This window comes from Pontibacillus salipaludis (assembly GCF_014642405.1).
Lineage (GTDB): Bacteria > Bacillota > Bacilli > Bacillales > BH030062 > Pontibacillus > Pontibacillus salipaludis.
The window spans coordinates 130183-150593 of record NZ_BMIN01000004.1 but is presented as its reverse complement, the minus strand read 5'-3'; the positions used below and the strand labels follow the sequence as shown (position 1 = coordinate 150593).

Below are 20411 nucleotides of genomic sequence, written 5' to 3'. Positions count from 1 at the left end.
TCCTGGGAGGGATTTTTCATGGATCAACAGCATCAACCACAAAACTCAACAGAAAAAGCGCTATTTACGTACAAACATGGGATGGGGCTATTCCAAAAAGAAATGCCAGACTTAGCTCATCATTTTAGTGAGTTTTCAGAGGCTTGTTTTAAAGAAGGACAAATCTCTAAGAAAGATAAGCAGCTAATGGCTTTAGCTATTGCTGTCGTTGCTCAAGATGAGTATTGTATGATTTACCATTCAAAGGGATGTCTCGACAATGGAGCTACAAAAGAAGAGATGATGGAAGCATGTGGCGTGGCAGCAGCCTTTGGTGGAGGAGCAGCGCTCAGTCAAGCAGTAACCCTTGTTAATGAGAGTATTCAGGAACTACACTAATATTTAAATATTGAATAAATTTGAGCAATCAGAAGTAAATTCGATGTATTATAGGGTATGGAAAGATATCACATTCACCTTCTAGAAATTGTTATCCATTCATCCAAATTGAGTTTATATGCCCTTTGTTCTGGGAATAAGCTTTATGCTAAAGTAAAATGGAAAACAATTGAAGGGATGGATTCACTATTAGTGACCAACTGAACTTAAACTACACGAGTGAGATGGAAAAGGCTATGCATCAATCTCACGGAATGGGCTATCAGGAGTATAGTCGCCGAATCGACCAACGTTTGAAAGTGGAACAACGTAGGGAAGCAGAGTATCAAGCAAGTCGGCAAATTGTAGCAGAAGTTGATCGGCAAATCCATCGATAAAAATTGTTTATAATGTGTTACTTAATAAATTGAAGCAGGCGTACCTTTCGCCTGCTTATTTTTTGTTCAATCTGCGCAGGTGGTTTTCTTTCTTATGGATTTGTTGTTACCATATATATAAGGAAGTTAATTGGCAAACCAATGCGTGTAACACGGGTTAGGTTTCTACTATCATAATAGTAAGAACTTATTATAGCGTGTGGTAAAAAGTTGATATTACTTTCGAAATGATTTAAAATTGTAATGAGAATAGATTGAGAATAGATACATTTTATGTATCCTTAATTTACGATAGTTAGAAACCATATTGGAGGTATCAAAATGGCAGGATCAACACTAGAAATTAAAGATCTTCATGTAGAAATTGAAGGTAAACAAATCTTAAAGGGTGTAAACCTTACAATAAATGGTGGCGAATTCCATGCTGTCATGGGTCCAAACGGAACAGGTAAATCTACGCTTGCATCTGCAATCATGGGTCATCCTAAGTACGAGATCACAGGTGGAAGCATTCACCTAGACGGCAAAGACGTACTAGAAATGGAAGTGGACGAGCGCGCTCAGGCTGGTCTTTTCCTAGCAATGCAGTACCCTAGTGAAATTAGCGGAGTAACAAACTCAGATTTCCTTCGTTCTTCAATCAACTCTCGTCGTGAAGAAGGCGATGAAATTAACCTTATGAAGTTCATCAAAGAAATGGACGGAAATATGGATGAACTTGAAATGGATAAGAACATGGCTCAGCGTTACCTAAACGAAGGTTTCTCAGGCGGTGAGAAGAAGCGTAATGAAATTCTTCAGCTTATGATGCTTAAGCCAGAGATTGCAATCCTTGATGAGATTGACTCCGGTCTTGATATCGACGCACTTAAAGTGGTTTCTAAAGGAATTAACAAAATGCGCGACGAAGCATTTGGTTGCCTGATTATTACTCACTACCAGCGTCTGTTAGATTATATTACTCCAGATAAAGTACACGTAATGATGCAAGGTCGCGTAGTAAAATCAGGCGGTCCTGAATTAGCTAAGCGTCTTGAAGAAGAAGGTTACGACTGGATTAAGCAAGAATTAGGCATTGAAGACGAAACAGTAGGTCAAGAAGCGTAATCAGTTAGGAGGGATATCATGACTGTTGAAACACAACAACTTCCATTCGATAAACAATATGTCAGCCAATTTTCAGAGAAACGAAATGAACCTAAATGGATGACAGACCTTCGTGTAAATGCGTTGGAACAAGCTGATGCGCTCCCAATGCCAAAGCCAGATAAAACGAAAATTGATAAATGGAACTTTTCTCGTTTTAAACATGAGGCACAAGGTCAAACTATTTCTTCACTAGAAGAATTACCACAGAAAATCCAAAGTTTCCTTGATATAGAGAAAAAAGATCAAAACCTTGTGATTCAACGTAATCATACGGTTGCTTATTCTTCTTTATCTCAAGATTTAAAAGATAAAGGTGTTGTATTTACAGATATCTTCACTGCACTATCTGAGCATAGTGAGCTTGTTCAAAAATACTACATGACAGATGGTGTTATGGTAGATGAGAATCGTCTAACAGCTCTTCATGCAGCACTTATGAACGGTGGCGTATTTGTATATGTGCCAAAGAACGTAGTCATTGAAGAACCAATTCAGTCTATTTTCTGGCAAGAAGACGATGAAGCAGCGCTTTATAATCATATTCTTGTAGTAGCTGAAGAAGGAAGTTCTGTAACGTACGTTGAGAACTATATCAGTGACAATGAAGCAGAAGAAACGGTTGCAAATATTGTTACAGAAGTCATTGCAAAAGGTAACGCTAAGGTTTCCTTTGGCGCAGTTGATAATTTTGCAAAAGGTACAACGACCTACGTAAACCGTCGTGGTGTAGCTGAACGTGATGCACAGATTCAGTGGGCTCTTGGTCAGATGAACGATGGTAACACGGTATCTGAAAACGTAACGTATTTAATGGGTGATGGCGCTCATGCCAATGCGAAGACGGTAACCGTTGGTCGCGGTGAGCAAAAGCAGAACTTCACTGCTAAAATTGTTCACTATGGTAAAGACACAGATGGGTATATCCTTCAGCACGGCGTTATGAAGGAAAGTGCTAGCTCGATCTTTAACGGAATTGGTAAGATCGAAAACGGCGCTTCTAAATCGAACGCAGAACAAGAATCTCGTGTTCTAATGCTAAGTGATAAAGCTCGCGGAGACGCAAACCCGATTCTTCTTATTGAAGAAGATGATGTAACAGCAGGTCACGCTGCTTCTGTAGGTCGCGTTGATCCTGTGCAGCTTTACTATTTAATGAGTCGCGGTATTCCACAACATGAAGCAGAACGTCTTGTTATTCACGGTTTCCTAGCACCTGTTGTGAATCAACTTCCAATTGAAGCGGTGAAGAATCAATTACGTGATGTGATTGAAAGGAAAGTTTACTAATGGATATCAACCAGGTTCGTAAGCAATTCCCGATTCTAGATCAGGAAGTAAACGGACATCCACTGGTTTATCTAGATAGTGCTGCAACATCCCAAAAGCCTCAATCCGTTATTGAGGCTTTGGATGAGTACTATCGAGGCTATAACTCTAACGTACACCGTGGAGTTCATACACTAGGTACGCGAGCTACGGATGGTTACGAGGGTGCACGTGAGAAAGTCCGTCGCTTTATTAACGCAAACAGTACCGAAGAAGTTATCTTCACTAGAGGAACAACAACTTCTATTAACACTGTAGCTTATAGTTACGGACGAAATAACCTCCAGGAAGGTGATGAGATCGTCATTACCCCAATGGAGCATCATAGCAACATTATTCCTTGGCAACAAACGGCAAAAGCTACTGGAGCTACGCTTAAGTACATTCCTCTCCAAGAAGATGGAACAATATCTTTAGAGGATGCTAAAGAAACCATTACGGATAAAACGAAAATTGTAGCAATGATGCACGTTTCAAATGTACTTGGGACTATCAATCCAATTAAAGAAATCGCTAGTATTGCACATGACCATGGAGCAATTATGCTAGTGGATGGTGCGCAGAGTGCACCGCACATGCGGATCGATGTGCAAGATTTAAATTGTGATTTCTTCGCCTTTTCCGGTCATAAAATGGGAGGCCCAACAGGCATTGGTGTCCTTTATGGTAAGAAATCTCTTCTTAAAGAGATGGAACCTGTTGAATTTGGTGGCGAAATGATTGACTTCGTAGGGTTGTATGATTCTACGTGGAAAGAGCTCCCTTGGAAATTTGAAGGTGGAACACCTATTATTGCAGGCGCTATTGGAATAGGAGCTGCAATTGATTTCTTAGAAGAAGTGGGACTTGATGAAATTGAAGCTCATGAGAAACGTTTAGCTCAATATGCAATGGATCGCCTGCAAACGATAGAAGGTGTTACCATATATGGGCCAGAGGATCGTGCTGGGTTGATCACGTTTAACTTAGATGATGTTCACCCACATGATGTTGCTACTGTATTAGATGCAGAAGGTATCGCTGTTCGCGCTGGGCACCACTGTGCTCAACCATTAATGAAATGGTTAAATGTATCAGCTACGGCTCGCGCCAGCTTTTATGTATACAATACAGAAGAAGACATCGATGCATTTGTCGATGGATTACAAAAGACAAAGGAGTTTTTCGGAGATGTCTTTTAATAATCTCGACCAGCTATACAGACAAGTGATTATGGATCACTACAAGAATCCTCGTAATAAAGGGGCTCTTGAAGGGGACCATTTAACTGTAGATATGAATAACCCTACTTGTGGCGATCGCATTCAGCTTCAGTTGCAAGTAGAAGATGGTATTGTTCAAGAAGCTAAATTTGACGGAGAAGGTTGCTCAATTTCTATGTCTTCTGCTTCGATGATGACGCAAGCCATTAAAGGTAAAAGCGTAGATGAAGCCGTTAAGATGTCTCATGTTTTCTCTGATATCATGCAAGGGAAAGATATAAGTGAAGAGATGGAAGAAGAATTAGGCGATATTCAAGCGTTACAAGGCGTTTCTAAGTTCCCTGCACGAATTAAATGTGCAACATTAGCTTGGAAAGCGATGGAAAAAGGTGTAGACGAAAAGGAATAAAGTTTTTGTGATATACCACCTAAAGGAGGTTTTGACCGATGGCTAAAAAAGCACCTGAGGTCGGCGAGTATAAGTACGGGTTTCATGACAAAGACGTTTCGATTTTCCGCACAGAGCGTGGACTGACTGAAGAAATTGTACGTGAGATCTCTAGACAGAAAGAAGAGCCAGAGTGGATGCTTGACTTCCGCTTGAAAGCTCTTAAACAATTCTATAAGATGCCAATGCCACAATGGGGCGGCGACTTAAATGAACTTGATTTTGATGAGATTACGTATTACGTAAAACCATCTGAAAAGTCTGAGCGTTCTTGGGATGAAGTACCTGATGAAATCAAGCAAACATTTGATAAATTAGGAATCCCTGAAGCAGAACAAAAATATCTTGCAGGTGTATCCGCTCAGTATGAATCTGAAGTTGTATACCACAACATGCAAGAAGACTTAGAAGAACAAGGAATCATATTCAAAGACACGGATACAGCTCTTAAAGAAGATGAAGAACTCTTCCGTGAGCACTTTGGTAAAGTGATTCCGCCTGCAGATAACAAGTTCTCTGCACTAAACTCTGCAGTATGGTCTGGTGGTTCTTTCATTTACGTACCAAAAGGCGTAAAAGTTGACACACCACTACAAGCCTACTTCCGTATTAACTCAGAAAACATGGGTCAGTTTGAGCGTACGTTAATTATTGTTGACGAAGACGCTTCTGTACACTATGTAGAAGGTTGTACAGCACCTGTTTATACAACAAACTCTCTTCACAGTGCAGTTGTTGAGATTAATGTCAAAAAAGGCGGTTACTGCCGTTATACGACAATTCAGAACTGGGCAAACAACGTTTATAACTTGGTTACAAAACGTGCGGTTGCTGAAGAGAATGCAACAATGGAATGGATTGACGGTAACTTAGGTTCTAAGCTAACGATGAAGTATCCGTCTGTTGTTCTTAAAGGCGAAGGCGCACGTGGTATGACTCTTTCTATTGCACTTGCTGGTAAGGGACAACACCAAGATGCTGGTGCGAAAATGATCCACCTAGCACCAAATACGTCTTCTACAATCGTTTCAAAATCCATCTCTAAACAAGGTGGTAACGTAACGTATCGCGGTATCGTTCAATTCGGACGTAAAGCGGAAGGTGCCCGTTCAAACGTTGAATGTGATACGCTGATTATGGATAACAAATCTAAATCAGATACAATCCCTTACAACGAGATTATGAACGAAAACATTTCCCTTGAGCACGAAGCGAAAGTTTCTAAAGTTTCTGAAGAGCAGCTGTTCTATCTAATGAGCCGCGGACTTTCTGAAGAAGAAGCTACAGAAATGATCGTAATGGGCTTCATCGAGCCGTTCACGAAAGAACTTCCAATGGAATACGCAGTCGAAATGAACCGTCTGATCAAATTCGAAATGGAAGGTTCAATCGGTTAATTTGCATTCGTTATAAACGAATTGCGCATAGTAAGAGGACGAAATCACCGATTTCGTCCTCTTTTTGTATGCACAAGAGTTGAGAATGTTTCCGTTTGCTCTAAATGAGCGTAAGGTGGGCCTGGAAACCACTCGCTTTCCTGTGGGGAGCTGGTGAGCCTCCTCACCCGGCAAAGCCGGGCTCCGGGGTCTCACCTAGGCTCTTCTGCCCACGGGAGTCTCGCAGTTTCCAGGCCCACCTTTGCCATATCGGGAGATACGGAAACATGCCACATGTAGATTCAAGTAGGCATCAGGGACGCTCAAGCAGCGGGGCCGTTCTTACTTCACATAGCAAGGGGGGGGGGCTGAGGAACGGGGAGACTCCTGCGGGAGAAAGAGGTCGACGAGACCCCACAGTGAGCGTTAGAGAACGAGGAGGCTCGACAGCTCGCCCGCGGAAAGCGAGTCGTTCCCCAGACCCCCCTAGCGCTCAACAAACGTAACGGCCCCATCCGTAACAGAGCTATTAGCTTCGCTTCTGCCACATAAGGTACCTTATGTGGTAGGTCTGGCTTTCTTCATGTTTTTAAACTGAAAAAGATGGTAAGATAATGATAGAATGAGGAATTGTTTATGGAAAGGAATTGTGTATCTTGGTTGCTCTTATCATGTTAATTATAGGGTTTTTTACAGCCTTTGTTGGTAGCATCGCTGGCATTGGTGGAGGAACCATTTTAGTACCTTCTATGCTTTTTTTGCATAATGTATCTGGCTCTTTTGAGTGGGCTACTCCTCAGAAGATTGTAGGTATTTCAGTAGTGGTGATGATTTTTACTGGTCTATCTTCAACAATTGCGTATTGGAAAAGCAAGCGAATTGACTATAAGACTGGACTAATCTTTTTGATTGGTTGTCTTCCTGGTGGAGTATTTGGGTCGTGGTTTAATCAGTTCGTGGATACTAAAACGTTCTCTATTGCATTTGGGGCTATAATGATTGTCATATCCTTATTGTTCTTTTTGCCGAGACCCAATCGTTCTAAAAATTCTAAACCCACTAATTGGCTATATATTAATCGGTCATTCACATTGGATCAGAAAACGTATCATTATCAAATCCACATTATTGGTGGTTTTCTTTTGGCGTTCTTTGTAGGATCATTATCCGGTTTATTTGGAATCGGTGGTGGTTCATTGATGGTTCCTGCTATGATTCTTTTGTTCGGATTACCTCCACATGTGGCTACTGCAACTTCAATGTTTATTATATTCTTCCTAAGTATTTCAAGCTCTAGCACTCATATTCTATTGGGACATGTTCCGTGGCTTTATACACTATGTTTCATACCTGGTGCATGGGTGGGTGGTACGATTGGAGCAAAGGTTAATCAACGAATGAACGGGAAAACGGTTGAATGGATATTACGAATCATTCTCATTTTAATCGGTGTTCGCTTAATTTGGGATGGATTTGGGTAAGGAGTCGATTAGATGACGGAAAATATTTATCTTTACTACACAAATGATTTACATAGCCATTTCGAAAACTGGCCCCGAATTGTAGGCCACTGGAAAGAACGGCGGAATCACCATAACAAGATGAAAGAAGATATGTTTCTGTTGGATGTAGGGGATCACGTAGATCGGTTTCATCCAATTTCAGAAGCGATGATGGGAAAAGCAAATATTGATTTACTAAATAAAGCAGGTTATAACTGGGTCACTTTGGGGAATAATGAAGGGATTACTCTTACACACGAAGATTTGTATACTTTATATGATGAAGCCGCATTTGATGTGGCTTGTGCAAATCTATCAACCATAAATGCCCCTGACCCTACATGGTTAGAGCCTTATTCTATTCAGACAACGTCTAATGGAACAAAGATTGCTGTAATCGGACTTACGGCACCTTTCTATACGTTCTACAAGCAAATGGGATGGGAAGTCGCTTCTCCTTTCGATAAGCTGGATGAATTATTAGGAGAGATCGAAAAGAAAGCAGACATTATTGTGTTATTATCCCATCTTGGGATTAACGATGACGAAGCAATTGCCAATCGCTATAATTCGATTGATGTGATTATCGGTGGTCACACCCATCATTTATTTAAAGATGGTGAGTATATTAATGGTACCCTGCTCTCGGCTGCTGGTAAGCATGGTATGTATGTTGGACAGGTGGCTTTAAAGTGGGACAAGACTAACCGGAAGCTAACCCAAAAATCTGCTAGCGCCTACTCGCTAGAGATGCAGGATGAAGATAAGGAGACAGTGCAGCTTGTAGAAAATTATACTAAGGAAGCTTCTCGTATGTTGCATGAAACAGTAGCACAATTAAGCCAAGATCAGAATGCAACATGGTTCGAAACGTCTGAGGTTATGAAGAATTTCGTTAAAACGCTCAAGGACTGGACAGATGCTGATGTAGCCATGTTAAATGCTGGCGTGCTGTTGGAAGGGTTTCCTCAAGGTCCTGTTACAAGAGGAGATATACACCGGAAATGTCCGCATCCTATGAATCCTTGTAAGGTGGAACTTAAAGGTGATCAGCTTATGGAAGTCATCCGTCAATCTCATGCGAAGCGCTTTATGGAGCTAAAGCTCAAAGGTTTTGGGTTTAGGGGCGAAGTTATAGGACTCATGGTGTTTGATGGAGTAGATGTACAAAGTAAAAAAGCTCAAGATGGTCAGGAGTACGTTACAAAAGTCATCATTGATGGGGAAAAAATTGATCCATCTCGTACGTACTCTGTAGCTACTGCTGACACCTTTACGTTTGGTCGTTTGCTCCCTGAAATTGCAAATAGCCCAAAAAAGGAATACTTTATGCCTGAATTGCTTCGCGACTTATTGCTTGAAACTCTTAAACAAATGCCATAAATAATGCACTTTCTTCTGTCATTTTCATAAATTGTAGCAGAAGGGAGTGGATTACGATGGTTACGGTGGAGCCTGTATGGATTGAGGGTGTTCCGTTCACAGCTGTTTCTGTTGTTTTACCAAAAACGAACTTGTTAGTTGTGACTCATGAAAAAGGATACATTATGTGTGGGGCATTAGATGTGGACCTATTAAATGAGAAGTTAGCTGATCGAAACATTGTAGCTGGGAGAGCAGTAGGAGTACGGAGTATACAAGATCTACTAGAAGCGCCTTTAGAAAAGGTTACAATAGGATCAAAAGCTTTTGGTTGGGAAGAAGGAATGATTGGGAAAGAAGCTATGTTAAGATTGGTAAGAGAAGGGTCTTAACTATAACCGGTGCGAGGGGGTTTGTATATCTACTTCAAATTCTCTCGGTGTACATAGCTATCAAGAATACGGGAGTTAAGTTTGGTATAAGGTTGGGGTATAATGCGATTGCTATCAACGTTTTCCTTAAAACCTGGTCATGAATTGGCAAAACCGATCCATAACGAAAAGGGTAAGGTCTTAATCCATTCAGGTGTGTCGTTGACTCTAAAAATGATCGAACGATTAAACGACATGGGGATTACATATGTTTACATAGAAGACGAAGTCACGGATGATATCGTGACTGAATTTCCGATTACAGATCAAGTAAGGAATCAAGCTATCCATCGTATTACGGATACGTTTGATAAAGTCAAATCATCAAATACTCTACAAGATTCTTTTATTTTCGATCGTACTGGGGAGAAGATGAAAGAAGTTGTTCGAAAGATATTATCGGACATACAGAGGCACGATCGAGCTATTTCTTTATTATCTGACGTGTTTACATACGATGATTATATCTTTACACACTCTCTAAATGTAACGATCTATACGTTAGCATTGGGGACAGAACTAGGTTTACATCCGAAGAAACTTGAAGAACTAGGGTTTGGAGCTATTCTGCACGATGTTGGTAAAGTTCAAGTTCCAAGGGAAGTACTGTTTAAACCAGGTTCTTTAAGTGATGATGAATTTGAGCTTATTAAAGAGCATTCAGAAGCTGGTTTCAATATGCTTCGATCAGTACCCAGTGTTCCCTTGGTGGCAGCCCATTGTGCGTTTCAACACCATGAGCGGCTAGATGGCTCTGGATACCCAAGGGGACTTTGCGATAAAGATATTCATTACTACGCTAAAATCTTGGCAATTGCAGATGTGTTTGATGCAGTGACAAGTAACCGAGTGTACAGAAGAGCTATGCTGCCTCACGAAGGTCTTGAGATTCTGTACGCAGGTGCGGGAACGAAGTTTGATTTACATATGATTCAAGCCTTCAGAAGAAGCGTTGCTGTGTACCCAAATGGCTTGAGTGTTCGTTTAAGTGATGGACGAAAAGGTATTGTGTCTAGGCAAAATTCGAACATAAGTGACCGTCCACACGTAAGGATTTTAGAAGAAAATGGACAGTCCGTACATTCCTATTATGAATTAGATTTAAGCAAAGCCCTGAATATTGTCATTACAGAATGCGATACCACGTTGGCTGGAAAAACGTAATAAAACAGTCAAACCCTGTCCTCATCTTGCATAAGATTGAGGAGAGGGGGTTTTATTATGGGGAGAAATAGAAGAAAAGGTTCAATGGCACCACCTCCAGCCAGACAAATCTTTATTATAACGTTCATGTTTTTTCTCATAAGCACTTTTGTAAGCTTATGGATTATAAATAAAGGGATCGAGCCGAAGATTATGGAAATCGCAGAGGCGAGAACTGAACAATTTGCGAAAGAAGCCATTGCAGAAACGGTCAGTAAGAAGATGGCAGAAGACCTGAATGTGAATGATTTAGTCCAGTATACTTACGATGATCAGGGTAATGTAGTGTCTGCTGGCTTCAACTCAGCAGCGATCAATAAAGTTACCCGTGATACATTATTTCGCGTAAATCAATACTTAACAAGATTAGGTGAAGGCGAGGACCCTGACCCTGGTATATCCTATGATGTTGATATTGACCAACCTGAGGAGACGAATACTGATATTGTACAAGACAAACGAACCATTGCCCGAATTCCTTTAGGGCAAGCTACTGGGAATACATTATTATCAAACTTAGGACCAGAGATCCCTGTCCATTTCACTTACATTGGAAATGTGAAGGCAGATGCTATAAAAGAAGAGAAAGAGTACGGTATTAATATGCTTGTTGTTGATATTGATTTAAGAGTTGAAGTCAATCTACAAGTACTACTGCCTTTTTCTACAAAACTGATTACAGTAAATACCGAAGTTCCTATTGCACATAATGTGATTATTGGGAAAGTACCTGATTTTTATAACGGTGGTGGCGGTGGAATGAATCCATCTATTGAAGTTCCAACAAACCCCTTGCCAGGACCATAAAAAATTGTTAAGATAATATTTGTCTTACACAAAAATTGAATTTCATCTACCCTTATCATATCGATGAGGTAGAGGCGCATTTAGCATTAGTACCCAGTTTGAGGATGACAACAATGAGAACTGGAGAAAGGGCTACTTGCCGAAGTGTAACGAAGGGTCCCCTTCCTTACGCTGGTGCATTCCCAAATAGAGAATGTACTGTCATGCAAACCGAACGTTGGATTGCATGATGCGCTACTGATCGAGATGGAGGATAACAATATTATTTGCGATAAAACAGCAAGTAATGATAGGTTATTTTCTCTATCATTATTTGCTGTTTTTTTATTTCCTCTTACTCTTCTGCATTTTAAAGCCAGATTACCACACCAATCTGCGCTCGACAGTACTTGCATCGTCATGTCCATCGTTCCTTTCCTTCAATAACATCAAGGCTGAAACACGAAGGAGATCATTACAAAAAACGGAGGGAACGAAAAGATGGAAGGTACGATTTACTCACTTATTCCACCACTTGTTATGCTTGTCTTAGTCTTAGTTACAAGACGAGTGCTTATCTCATTAGGAGTAGGAATTTTACTTGGTGCTTTCATGCTCCATGGTTTTTCTATACCCGCGACATTATCTGAAGTATGGACGCAATTCTATACGATATTCTATGTAGATGGCGCGCTTAATTTAGGAAATTTATTCTTACTCAGTTTCTTAATCTTGTTAGGAATTACAACTGCCTTTATGACCGCTTCCGGTGGAAGTCGTGCATTTGGAGAGTGGGCGATCCAACGTGTTAAAACACGTAAAGGTGCTCAAACTATGCCAGCTGTATTAGGTATTATTATTTTCATTGACGATTACTTTAATAGTCTGGCAATAGGACAAGTAGCTCGCCCATTAACAGATCGTTATAAAGTTTCTAGAGCGAAGCTAGCGTATCTTATTGACTCCACATCAGCACCAATTACGGTTATTTCACCGATTTCAAGCTGGGGTGCTTATATTATTGGTACAATTGGAACTATTATTGCAACAAATGAATTAACTCAGTTTAGTGGCTTAGAAGCCTTTGTTAAAATGATTCCAATGAACTTATATGTATTCGCAGCTATTCTACTTGTGTTCTTAACCATTTATCGCAAATTCGATATTGGAGCTATGAAGAAACATGAGCAAAAAGCTGAAGTTGAAGGGGAACTTGTTGACCAGACGAAAGACGTTCCAGGGGACTTGAACAATGAATTTAAAGATGTTCATAATGGACGTGTCTATCACTTGATTGTTCCTATTGTTGTTTTAATTGCGGCTACTGTTATTGCCATGGTAATTACGGGAATCCAAGGGACAGAAGGAAACGTAACCATCCTTGAGATCTTCAAGAATACAAATGTAAATCGCTCATTATTTGCTGGTGGCTTATTTGCCGCACTAAGTGGATTTGTTCTTTATGTAACCCAATCTGGCGAGAAGTCATCGCTTAGCAAAGTTAGCCTTGAAGGTTCTAAAGCAATGATGCCAGCTATTTATATTTTAGTCTTTGCCTGGATGATTGGGGCTATAATTGGTGAGCTTGAGACAGGTAAGTTTTTAGCAGCTCAATTTGAATCTCTAAACATTGCGCCATCTTATTTACCATTACTCGTCTTCTTAGTATCAGGAGGAATGGCTTTCGCAACAGGAACTTCATGGGGAACATTTGGAATTATGCTCCCGATTGCAGGTAATATCGCAGCAAACACAGACGTTAGCATGTTCTTACCTGCTTTAGCAGCTGTATTAGCTGGAAGTGTGTTTGGAGATCACTGTTCACCGATTTCAGACACATCAATCCTATCTTCTACAGGAGCGGGATCAAACCACATTGATCACGTCATGACACAGTTGCCTTATGCCTTAATTAGTGCCGCGGCCACTTCTGTTGGTTATGTGGTTTATGGCATGACATCTAGTGCATTGTTATCTCTTGCTATTACACTCTTGCTTGTAGTGCTTGTGGTGTTTGCGATTAATCCAAAAAGCAATCATTCAGAAGTGAACGAATCCAAAACTGCATAGTTGTGTAAATCCCGTTATGTAACGCATAACGGGATTTTTTAGTGCTCAGCTCAGACTTAATTCTATATAAGGGGAGGACTATTGAAGATCCGAAGTTGAGACACTTTGTGTGATTGGGACCGTTACGTTTATAAGTGCAGGGGCAGGCTTGGGGACAACTCGCTTTCCTGCGGGGAGCTGGGAAGCCTCCTCGTTCGCTTTCGCTCTCTGCGGGGTCTCCCCTAGGCTCCTTATCCCGCGGGAGTCTCGCAATCCCCAAGCCTGCCCTGACGTTAATGAGGTGAACGGACCAGCTAATTATAGTTGCTCTTAAGCCTTCCTCCCAAATATGGTGCATTTCCGTCCCTCCAGATTTCCAGGCTTCCGCATACGGGCACTTAAATGAAAGTGGGGAACAGGTTTGTTTAGAAAAATAGGCGTAGGATAAAAAGCCTAATTGTAAATATCTGAAAATTTTAAATATTGCTTTACAAGCTGAGGCGGACTGGTTAGAATAAAGACAGCTTATTAGTAAGAAAAGTCTGAAAAAAGAAAAAGAACCACACATTCTCCTGGGATTATAAGCATATGCTTGTAACGCAGGAGAAGACTGGTGAAGGGGAGGGCTATTCATGGAAAAACGTTCTCAATGGGGGACACGGGTTGGCTTTTTGCTTGCGGCAATGGGTTCAGCTATTGGATTAGGGAATATTTGGCGATTCCCAGCGACTGCTTACGAAAACGGCGGAGGTGCTTTTTTCTTACCTTATTTATTCGCACTTCTAACTGCCGGGATCCCGCTTTTAATCATGGAATACACCATCGGTCACAAGTATCGCGGATCTGCACCTAAGTCACTTGGCAGAATGCGAAAAGGTTTTGAATGGATTGGTTGGTGGCAAGTTGCGATCTCATTTATTATTTCTACTTACTATGCAGTTATTATTGCCTGGGCGATTCTTTACGCAGGGTATGCTTTAAATGGAGCTTGGGGAAGTGATACAGGTACATTCTTGATGGAAGATTTCCTGAATATCACAGAACCTGGAGTTGTTGGTGGAATGAATATGAAGATTCTTATTCCGCTAGCGATTGTTTGGATAATTACCTTAACAGTTCTTGGAATTGGTATTAAGAAAGGGATTGAATTAGCGAATAAAATCTTTATCCCAACGCTTGTGGTATTATTCTTAATTATAGTTGTACGTGCTTTGACGCTTGAGGGAGCAGTCGATGGTCTTCAAGCATTTTTCCAACCAGATTGGGATGCAATAGGGGACCCTGGTGTTTGGGTTGCAGCCTACGGTCAGATCTTCTTCAGTTTATCCATCGCTTTTGCGATTATGATTACGTATTCTTCATATTTACCGAAGAAATCTGATATCACAAACAATGCCTTTATCACAGGTTTTGCGAATTCATCATTTGAATTATTAGCTGGTATTGGTGTTTTTGCTGCACTTGGTTTTATGGCCATGCAAACAGGCCAGGATGTCACAGAGGTGGTGACAGGAGGAATTGGTTTAGCATTTGTTGTATTCCCACAAATTATTAATGAAATGCCTGTATTGTCCGGCTTCTTTGGTTTCTTATTCTTTGCTTCGCTTGTATTAGCTGGTCTTTCTTCGTTAATCTCCATTACCGAAACATATGTAGCAGGTGTTGCAGAGAAGTTTAATCTATCACGCGTAACGGCGGTTGCAATCGGTGGGGGACTCTCAGCAATTATATCCCTTCTTTACGCAACAAATGGAGGATTATTCTTCTTAGACACGGTTGACCACTTTATTAATAGTTACGGTGTTGCGCTTGCTGGTCTGTTTGAAGTTGTAGCTGTTGCTTGGTTTGCGAAAGAACTTAAAAATCTTCAGGCTCATGCCAACAGTCTGTCTGACATTATGTTAGGTACCTGGTGGAGGATTTGTCTAGGTGTAATTACTCCAGTTGTCTTGGGGTATATGTTATTACAAAACTTACGTGTTGAACTTATGGAGAACTATGAAGGATATCCGATTGAATTCTTATTCTACTTCGGCTGGGTTGTTGCCATTGGAGCCATGTTCGTTGGAGCCTTAATGACGGTTCGAAAGTGGCCAAATAATGAATTAGCGATGCCAAAAGAGTCAGAAGAGAAGGAGGTTGGCTAAACATGAGTTGGATTGTAATGTTTGTAATCGGAGCTACTGTCATTTGGGGTGGTTTAATAGCCAGCATTATGCGGGCTGTTAAAGCGTCTAAATCATAAAATTACCAAAAATCCCTCTACGCAATCGCGTTAGAGGGATTTTTTATTTTTTCATTTGACGTGTTTGGCGTTCCCATAGTTTTAAATGAGGATACGGATCAAAAGACCATTCTGAGTGACCATTATCTTTATACATTCCGTAATGCAGGTGAGGCGGGAATTTTCCTGATGTTCCAGGCGGGCCATAACCAGATGCACCAACATATCCGATAACATCACCCGGTTTAACCACTTGTCCTACGTTAACATTTTTCTCAAAGCCGTTTAAATGAGCAAAATAATGGTAAATATTATGGATGTCTCTTACACCAATTCTCCATCCACCATACTTGTTCCATCCTTTCATCTCTATTACCCCATAGGAGGTAGCACGGACAGGAACTCCGTAATTAGCAAATATATCGGTTCCTTCATGGATTCGTCTTCCACCAAATCCACGAGGGTCTCCCCAAGTGTTTTTATAGCTATAGTTATGATGAAGAGGGACAGGGAATATATGTTGATCTAAATCAATTGTTTTTTCTGATTTAAAGACTTCAGCAGTATTAACAATCGTTTGAACGGATAAATCTCTTTCATAATAATTCCAAAGAGCGATTTTTATATCTTGTTTAGATGTACCAAATTCACTCATCCATTGGGAAAAGGAAACAAGAATATCGGCATCATTTGTGCGGTCAGCTAGATTGTCTCCATCTCCGTCTTGGCCCATTCCTTCAAAGAATGCAATTTCTGAAACAGGAAGAACATCTTTTTGACTTGGATTCGTTGCGCCGTTCCACATCTCTTTAGGAATGGTAATCGAAATGATTCCTTCAGATGCAGGCTCTTTTTGAATATTGCGTTCATATTGATCGACAGCTGCAAGGTAGTACCACGGAATTTGAGTGAGGGATTCCATAGTTCTATAAAGGTTCATACGTTGTGCTGTGACATCTGTTTTCTCTTCTGCCCATGTTGTATGTTGTGGAAGGAGGGCTAGCAGCAAGATGAATGCTACTATACGTGTCATATAATTTCACCTCCAAGTGATGGATTATAACAATAGTTTGCGGAACCCTTGGGTGAAACATAAGTGGTAAATGTTAATAATAAGTGAAATGACTTAAAAGTCCATGAGAAAGGGACTGTCTACTAAAAACAGTCCCTCCCTACAGATTACCTCTATGGGGTAACCAATGGTTTTTGCTGATATCGTCTAAGCAAAAAAGTTACTGGTTCATCCCTTGATCTTGAACGTCTCGCTTGTCTCTTTTAGACTTTGTTTCATCATTGTACATGGCTTCTCCCTGTGGAGATTTACGCATTTCTTTAATTGTTGATTCAAGCATGTTACGGTAGTTTTTATCGCTTGTTTTCATATTGCTTAAAGAAGCCAAGTCTTTATACATGTCTTTCTGGTCTGTTACATATACCTCAAAGTAACGAGGAACGGTCGAGATTGCGGTTTTCTTCGCAATGTCAGCAGCACGATCTCGATCTACATCGTCTTCTTTCGTATAGGCAACGAGAACTTCTGAATCCGTTACAAGCGTAGCCGCATCTTTAAATGCGTTAGCTTGGAGCATGTAACGAGTGATTAAGTCACTAACAGCTTCTCGATCCATAATTCCGTAGCGGACTTCGTCAAGCTTGTCGACTTCACCGCGTGAGTAGCGGTTGTAGCCAAGGCGTTGAGATGAATTATTATTGGTATTCATGTCCTCAACGTTTTGGTAATTATAGTTCTTGTTCTTATTGCGGTCGGCATTGTCGTAGCTTACATTGGTGCCGTACCCATCGTTATTCATATCCATTGCGCCCTGGTCTGTGTTTTCAGCACCGCAACCCGTTACAACTAATGTTGTTGCAAGAGCAGATGCCGCAATCCATGATTTGTAGTTCAATGGAAACCCTCCTCTAGCATGATATTGTCTCTCCCTCACCTATAGCTTTAGTCAATATGGAAAGTTCATGCTAGAAAATATTGATCAAAGAAGAAAAGTAAAAGTCAAAATATCCAAAATATGATACACTAAAAGCACTATTAAGAGGTGATCGACGTGGTAGAAATTCAAGGAAAGAATTATCAGGTTGTTCTAGACGAAAAAGAGGGCTTCCAGGAAGAAGCAGTTAAGGAACGATTTAGCGATATTTTAAGTAAGTATGATTTTATCGTTGGAGATTGGGGATACGGACAGCTTCGTTTGAAAGGGTTTTATGACGATCAGAATCCTAAGTCTACATTCGATACTAAGATCAGCACGCTAGATGATTATATGTACGAATACTGTAACTTTGGTTGCGCTCATTTCGTATTAAAGAAAACAGACAAGTAAAGCTTTAAAGAAGCAGGGCGAAACCTGATATGGTTTTGCCCTGCTCTTTTATTGTTCTTCAGATGGCTTTACTTCTTTGTCTGGGTGATCATGTGTTGGGTGTGAGGCAGGGTCTAAGCGCTGTAAGTCTTTATGAAGTGATTTGTTCTCATAGTTAAAAGCGCTATAGTACCGTTGTCCTGGTCGCCACGGTGTGCTTTTATTTTCTACGGGCTTATCTTTATTGCGAGGAGCCCCATAAGGTCCCTCGGGCATTTGCTCAGGTGTTACATAATTTCTCATGGCTTCAACATTTGCGAAATCAGAGTATTTCTCTTTATCTTGTTCAGACATAAAAATCCCCCTCCTATTGCAACGTAGTGTTCCAATAGGAGGGGGATTTCATTCATTTATACGACTTTACGTAAGAAGGCTCTTAGTTCTTCGGCTTCCACTTCTGTTAAATTGAAGGCATGCTCAAGGTGTCCATCTTCCTCTACTTGCGATTGGTTCAAAAGAGCGTAATGGTTGCTTTGTAAATTTATGACCATTTTCTTGTCTTCGTATTTCTTCGAGGTTGTAATAGCCAAGTCGTACCGATGGCTCTCTCCCATAAAGCTTACAAAGCGTGTAGAAGTGCTTTCTTCTTCATCAGTAAGAAAAAGTCGATCTTCTTTCATGCTTGTACTCCTTCCTTCTTAACAAATCTTATTATTCTTTTACTAATAAGTGTGGTTTACGATCTAAATGATGATTCGCTTTTATGAAACGAACGGTACCTGTTTTAGCGCGCATAACAATTGAATCTGTCTCTGTAAGGTCATTGCCTAAGAATTTCACACCGTGTAGCAATTCGCCTTCTGTTACACCTGTAGCAGCGAAGATTGCGTCATCACTCTTTACCAAATCATCGAGTGTCAAAAGCTGACGAGGATCTGCTAGACCCATTTCAATACAACGATTTGCTTCGTCTTCATTTTGAGGAACTAAACGAGCTTGCATGTCGCCATCAAGACATTTAACGGCAGCTGCAGAAATAACACCTTCTGGCGCGCCGCCTGTACCGACAAAGATATCAACACCAGTGTGAGGTATACAGCTTGCTATAGATGCTTCTACATCACCATCACCAAACAGTTTAACGCGGGCACCTTTGGCGCGGACACGTTCGACAAGGTCTTCGTGTCTTGGACGTTCTTGAATAATGACAGTAAGGTCGCGGATACGTTTATTATTAGCTTTTGCCACAATATCAATCGTTTTTTCGATTGGATCATCTAAACTAATTTTTCCTTTTGCATTTTTTCCGACTGCAATTTTCTCCATATACATATCAGGAGCGTGAAGAAGGGCACCGCGATCAGCAGCTGCGATAACAGCCATAGCGTTGTTGTGTCCTTTTGCTACGATATTCGTTCCTTCTAAAGGATCAACAGCGATGTCCACGGCAGGTCCTTGTCCATTCCCTAGTTCTTCCCCGATATATAACATTGGGGCTTCATCTAGTTCTCCTTCTCCAATTACAACCGTACCTTGCATCGTAATGGAATCAAACATGCTTCTCATGGCGGAAGTGGCTGCATCATCTGCTTCATCTTTCTTACCTCTTCCCATCCATTGAGCTGAGCTCACTGCTGCGGCTTCGGTTACACGTACAAGTTCTAGAGCTAATTCGCGATCCATTTCATTTCCTCCGATACTTTAAATTCCTTTTATATCATAGCAAAATCCCAACATAATTTAAATGAAATTTGTATTTTAGCGTTTTGTGATATCATGAAATAAGATCATTTGGTTCTTGTAGTATGAAATGAGGAGGACATACTTATGTATTTTGTAGATCGAAGTAAAATTGAAGCTACTCTCAAGCATTTGGATGGCTTAATGAGAGTATATGAAAGCCAAAACTTTGACGGTGATTTGGGAGCATTAGCGCTTGAGCGTCTGGCGCAGATGAGTATAGAATCGGTTATTGATGTGGGTAATATGATGATTGACGGTTTTATAATGAGAGATCCGGGAAGTTATAATGATATCATTGATATTTTGGTCGACGAGAAAGTAATTCCTAAAGAAGATGAAGACTGTTATAAAACACTTATTTCTTTAAGGAAGCCTCTTGTTCAAGATTACGTCAATATAGAACCCGACACGATTCGTGAAACGCTTGAAAAGAGTAGGCCGGCAATTATTCATTATAGTGAACATGTTCGCTATTATTTACATCATGAATTGGGTCCCGTTTCAGCGTTTTCAAACTCCTAAACATTAAAGAGGTGA

Annotated in this window: 22 protein-coding genes and 1 riboswitch; of the genes, 17 read left to right on the top strand and 5 right to left on the bottom strand. The window is 40.7% G+C overall.

Annotated elements, in window-relative coordinates:
- Positions 1–18: 18 nt before the first annotated feature.
- From IEW76_RS06410 to IEW76_RS06340, 15 genes are all read left to right on the top strand, one after another.
- Complete coding sequence (locus IEW76_RS06410) at positions 19–378, top strand: carboxymuconolactone decarboxylase family protein (RefSeq protein ID WP_188652010.1); 360 nt, start codon at positions 19–21, stop codon at positions 376–378.
- Positions 379–614: 236 nt separating this feature from the next.
- Complete coding sequence (locus tag IEW76_RS06405; RefSeq protein ID WP_188652317.1) at positions 615–755, top strand: YuzK family famiily protein; 141 nt, start codon at positions 615–617, stop codon at positions 753–755.
- A gap of 321 nt (positions 756–1076) precedes the next feature.
- A complete protein-coding gene (gene sufC / locus IEW76_RS06400; RefSeq protein ID WP_036782542.1) occupies positions 1077–1862 on the top strand; it encodes a Fe-S cluster assembly ATPase SufC in 786 nt (261 codons plus the stop codon).
- An 18-nt stretch (positions 1863–1880) separates the two neighbouring features.
- Positions 1881–3191 (top strand): Fe-S cluster assembly protein SufD, encoded by a 1311-nt coding sequence (gene sufD, locus IEW76_RS06395; protein ID WP_188652008.1) that lies wholly within the window; start codon positions 1881–1883, stop codon positions 3189–3191.
- The gene (locus IEW76_RS06390; protein WP_188652005.1) at positions 3191–4411 is read left to right on the top strand and encodes a cysteine desulfurase; all 1221 of its coding nucleotides are present in this window, start codon (positions 3191–3193) and stop codon (positions 4409–4411) included. Before sufD ends, IEW76_RS06390 begins: the two co-directional genes overlap by 1 nt.
- Positions 4401–4841, top strand: coding sequence for a Fe-S cluster assembly sulfur transfer protein SufU (gene sufU / locus IEW76_RS06385; protein ID WP_188652004.1), 441 nt, complete (start codon positions 4401–4403; stop codon positions 4839–4841). Before IEW76_RS06390 ends, sufU begins: the two co-directional genes overlap by 11 nt.
- A gap of 38 nt (positions 4842–4879) precedes the next feature.
- Positions 4880–6277, top strand: coding sequence for a Fe-S cluster assembly protein SufB (sufB, locus tag IEW76_RS06380; protein WP_188652002.1), 1398 nt, complete (start codon positions 4880–4882; stop codon positions 6275–6277).
- A gap of 635 nt (positions 6278–6912) precedes the next feature.
- Complete coding sequence (locus IEW76_RS06375; RefSeq protein WP_188652000.1) at positions 6913–7737, top strand: sulfite exporter TauE/SafE family protein; 825 nt, start codon at positions 6913–6915, stop codon at positions 7735–7737.
- 12 nt (positions 7738–7749) lie between these two features.
- Positions 7750–9141 (top strand): bifunctional metallophosphatase/5'-nucleotidase, encoded by a 1392-nt coding sequence (locus IEW76_RS06370; RefSeq protein WP_188651998.1) that lies wholly within the window; start codon positions 7750–7752, stop codon positions 9139–9141.
- Positions 9142–9197: 56 nt separating this feature from the next.
- Positions 9198–9512, top strand: a complete 315-nt coding sequence (locus tag IEW76_RS06365; protein WP_188651996.1) for a YunC family protein — start codon at positions 9198–9200, stop codon at positions 9510–9512.
- Positions 9513–9614: 102 nt separating this feature from the next.
- Entirely contained in the window at positions 9615–10715 is a 1101-nt protein-coding gene (locus IEW76_RS06360; RefSeq protein ID WP_188651995.1) for an HD-GYP domain-containing protein, read from the top strand.
- 57 nt (positions 10716–10772) lie between these two features.
- On the top strand, positions 10773–11561 hold the full coding sequence (gene yunB, locus IEW76_RS06355) for a sporulation protein YunB (RefSeq protein ID WP_188651993.1): 789 nt from the start codon (positions 10773–10775) through the stop codon (positions 11559–11561).
- Between the two features lie 61 nt (positions 11562–11622).
- Positions 11623–11806: riboswitch (Lysine riboswitch) on the top strand.
- A gap of 235 nt (positions 11807–12041) precedes the next feature.
- Positions 12042–13610 (top strand): Na+/H+ antiporter NhaC family protein, encoded by a 1569-nt coding sequence (locus IEW76_RS06350; RefSeq protein WP_188651991.1) that lies wholly within the window; start codon positions 12042–12044, stop codon positions 13608–13610.
- Positions 13611–14221: 611 nt separating this feature from the next.
- A complete protein-coding gene (locus IEW76_RS06345) occupies positions 14222–15736 on the top strand; it encodes a sodium-dependent transporter (protein ID WP_188651989.1) in 1515 nt (504 codons plus the stop codon).
- Between the two features lie 2 nt (positions 15737–15738).
- Positions 15739–15834 carry a MetS family NSS transporter small subunit gene (locus tag IEW76_RS06340; protein ID WP_188651987.1) on the top strand — a complete coding sequence of 32 codons (96 nt, stop codon included), beginning with the start codon at positions 15739–15741 and terminating at the stop codon, positions 15832–15834.
- A gap of 43 nt (positions 15835–15877) precedes the next feature.
- Here IEW76_RS06340 and IEW76_RS06335 read toward each other — a convergent pair whose 3' ends face one another.
- Positions 15878–16846, bottom strand: a complete 969-nt coding sequence (locus IEW76_RS06335) for a M23 family metallopeptidase (protein ID WP_188651985.1) — start codon at positions 16844–16846, stop codon at positions 15878–15880.
- Between the two features lie 199 nt (positions 16847–17045).
- The gene (locus tag IEW76_RS06330) at positions 17046–17720 is read right to left on the bottom strand and encodes a YhcN/YlaJ family sporulation lipoprotein (RefSeq protein ID WP_188651983.1); all 675 of its coding nucleotides are present in this window, start codon (positions 17718–17720) and stop codon (positions 17046–17048) included.
- Positions 17721–17876: 156 nt separating this feature from the next.
- Here IEW76_RS06330 and IEW76_RS06325 point away from each other — a divergent pair, with 156 nt between their 5' ends.
- Positions 17877–18152: a YutD family protein gene (locus IEW76_RS06325; protein ID WP_036782576.1), complete on the top strand. Its 276-nt coding sequence runs from the start codon at positions 17877–17879 to the stop codon at positions 18150–18152.
- Between the two features lie 48 nt (positions 18153–18200).
- Here the strand turns inward: IEW76_RS06325 and IEW76_RS06320 are convergent, their stop codons facing one another.
- The 3 genes from IEW76_RS06320 to glpX are packed head-to-tail and all read right to left on the bottom strand — an operon-like array spanning position 18201 to position 19814.
- Positions 18201–18485, bottom strand: coding sequence for a cytosolic protein (locus tag IEW76_RS06320; RefSeq protein ID WP_188651981.1), 285 nt, complete (start codon positions 18483–18485; stop codon positions 18201–18203).
- 56 nt (positions 18486–18541) lie between these two features.
- Entirely contained in the window at positions 18542–18811 is a 270-nt protein-coding gene (locus IEW76_RS06315) for a DUF3055 domain-containing protein (RefSeq protein ID WP_188651978.1), read from the bottom strand.
- Between the two features lie 31 nt (positions 18812–18842).
- Positions 18843–19814 carry a class II fructose-bisphosphatase gene (gene glpX, locus IEW76_RS06310; RefSeq protein ID WP_188651976.1) on the bottom strand — a complete coding sequence of 324 codons (972 nt, stop codon included), beginning with the start codon at positions 19812–19814 and terminating at the stop codon, positions 18843–18845.
- A gap of 144 nt (positions 19815–19958) precedes the next feature.
- Here glpX and IEW76_RS06305 point away from each other — a divergent pair, with 144 nt between their 5' ends.
- Positions 19959–20396, top strand: a complete 438-nt coding sequence (locus tag IEW76_RS06305; RefSeq protein ID WP_188651974.1) for a DUF86 domain-containing protein — start codon at positions 19959–19961, stop codon at positions 20394–20396.
- Positions 20397–20411: the final 15 nt, after the last annotated feature.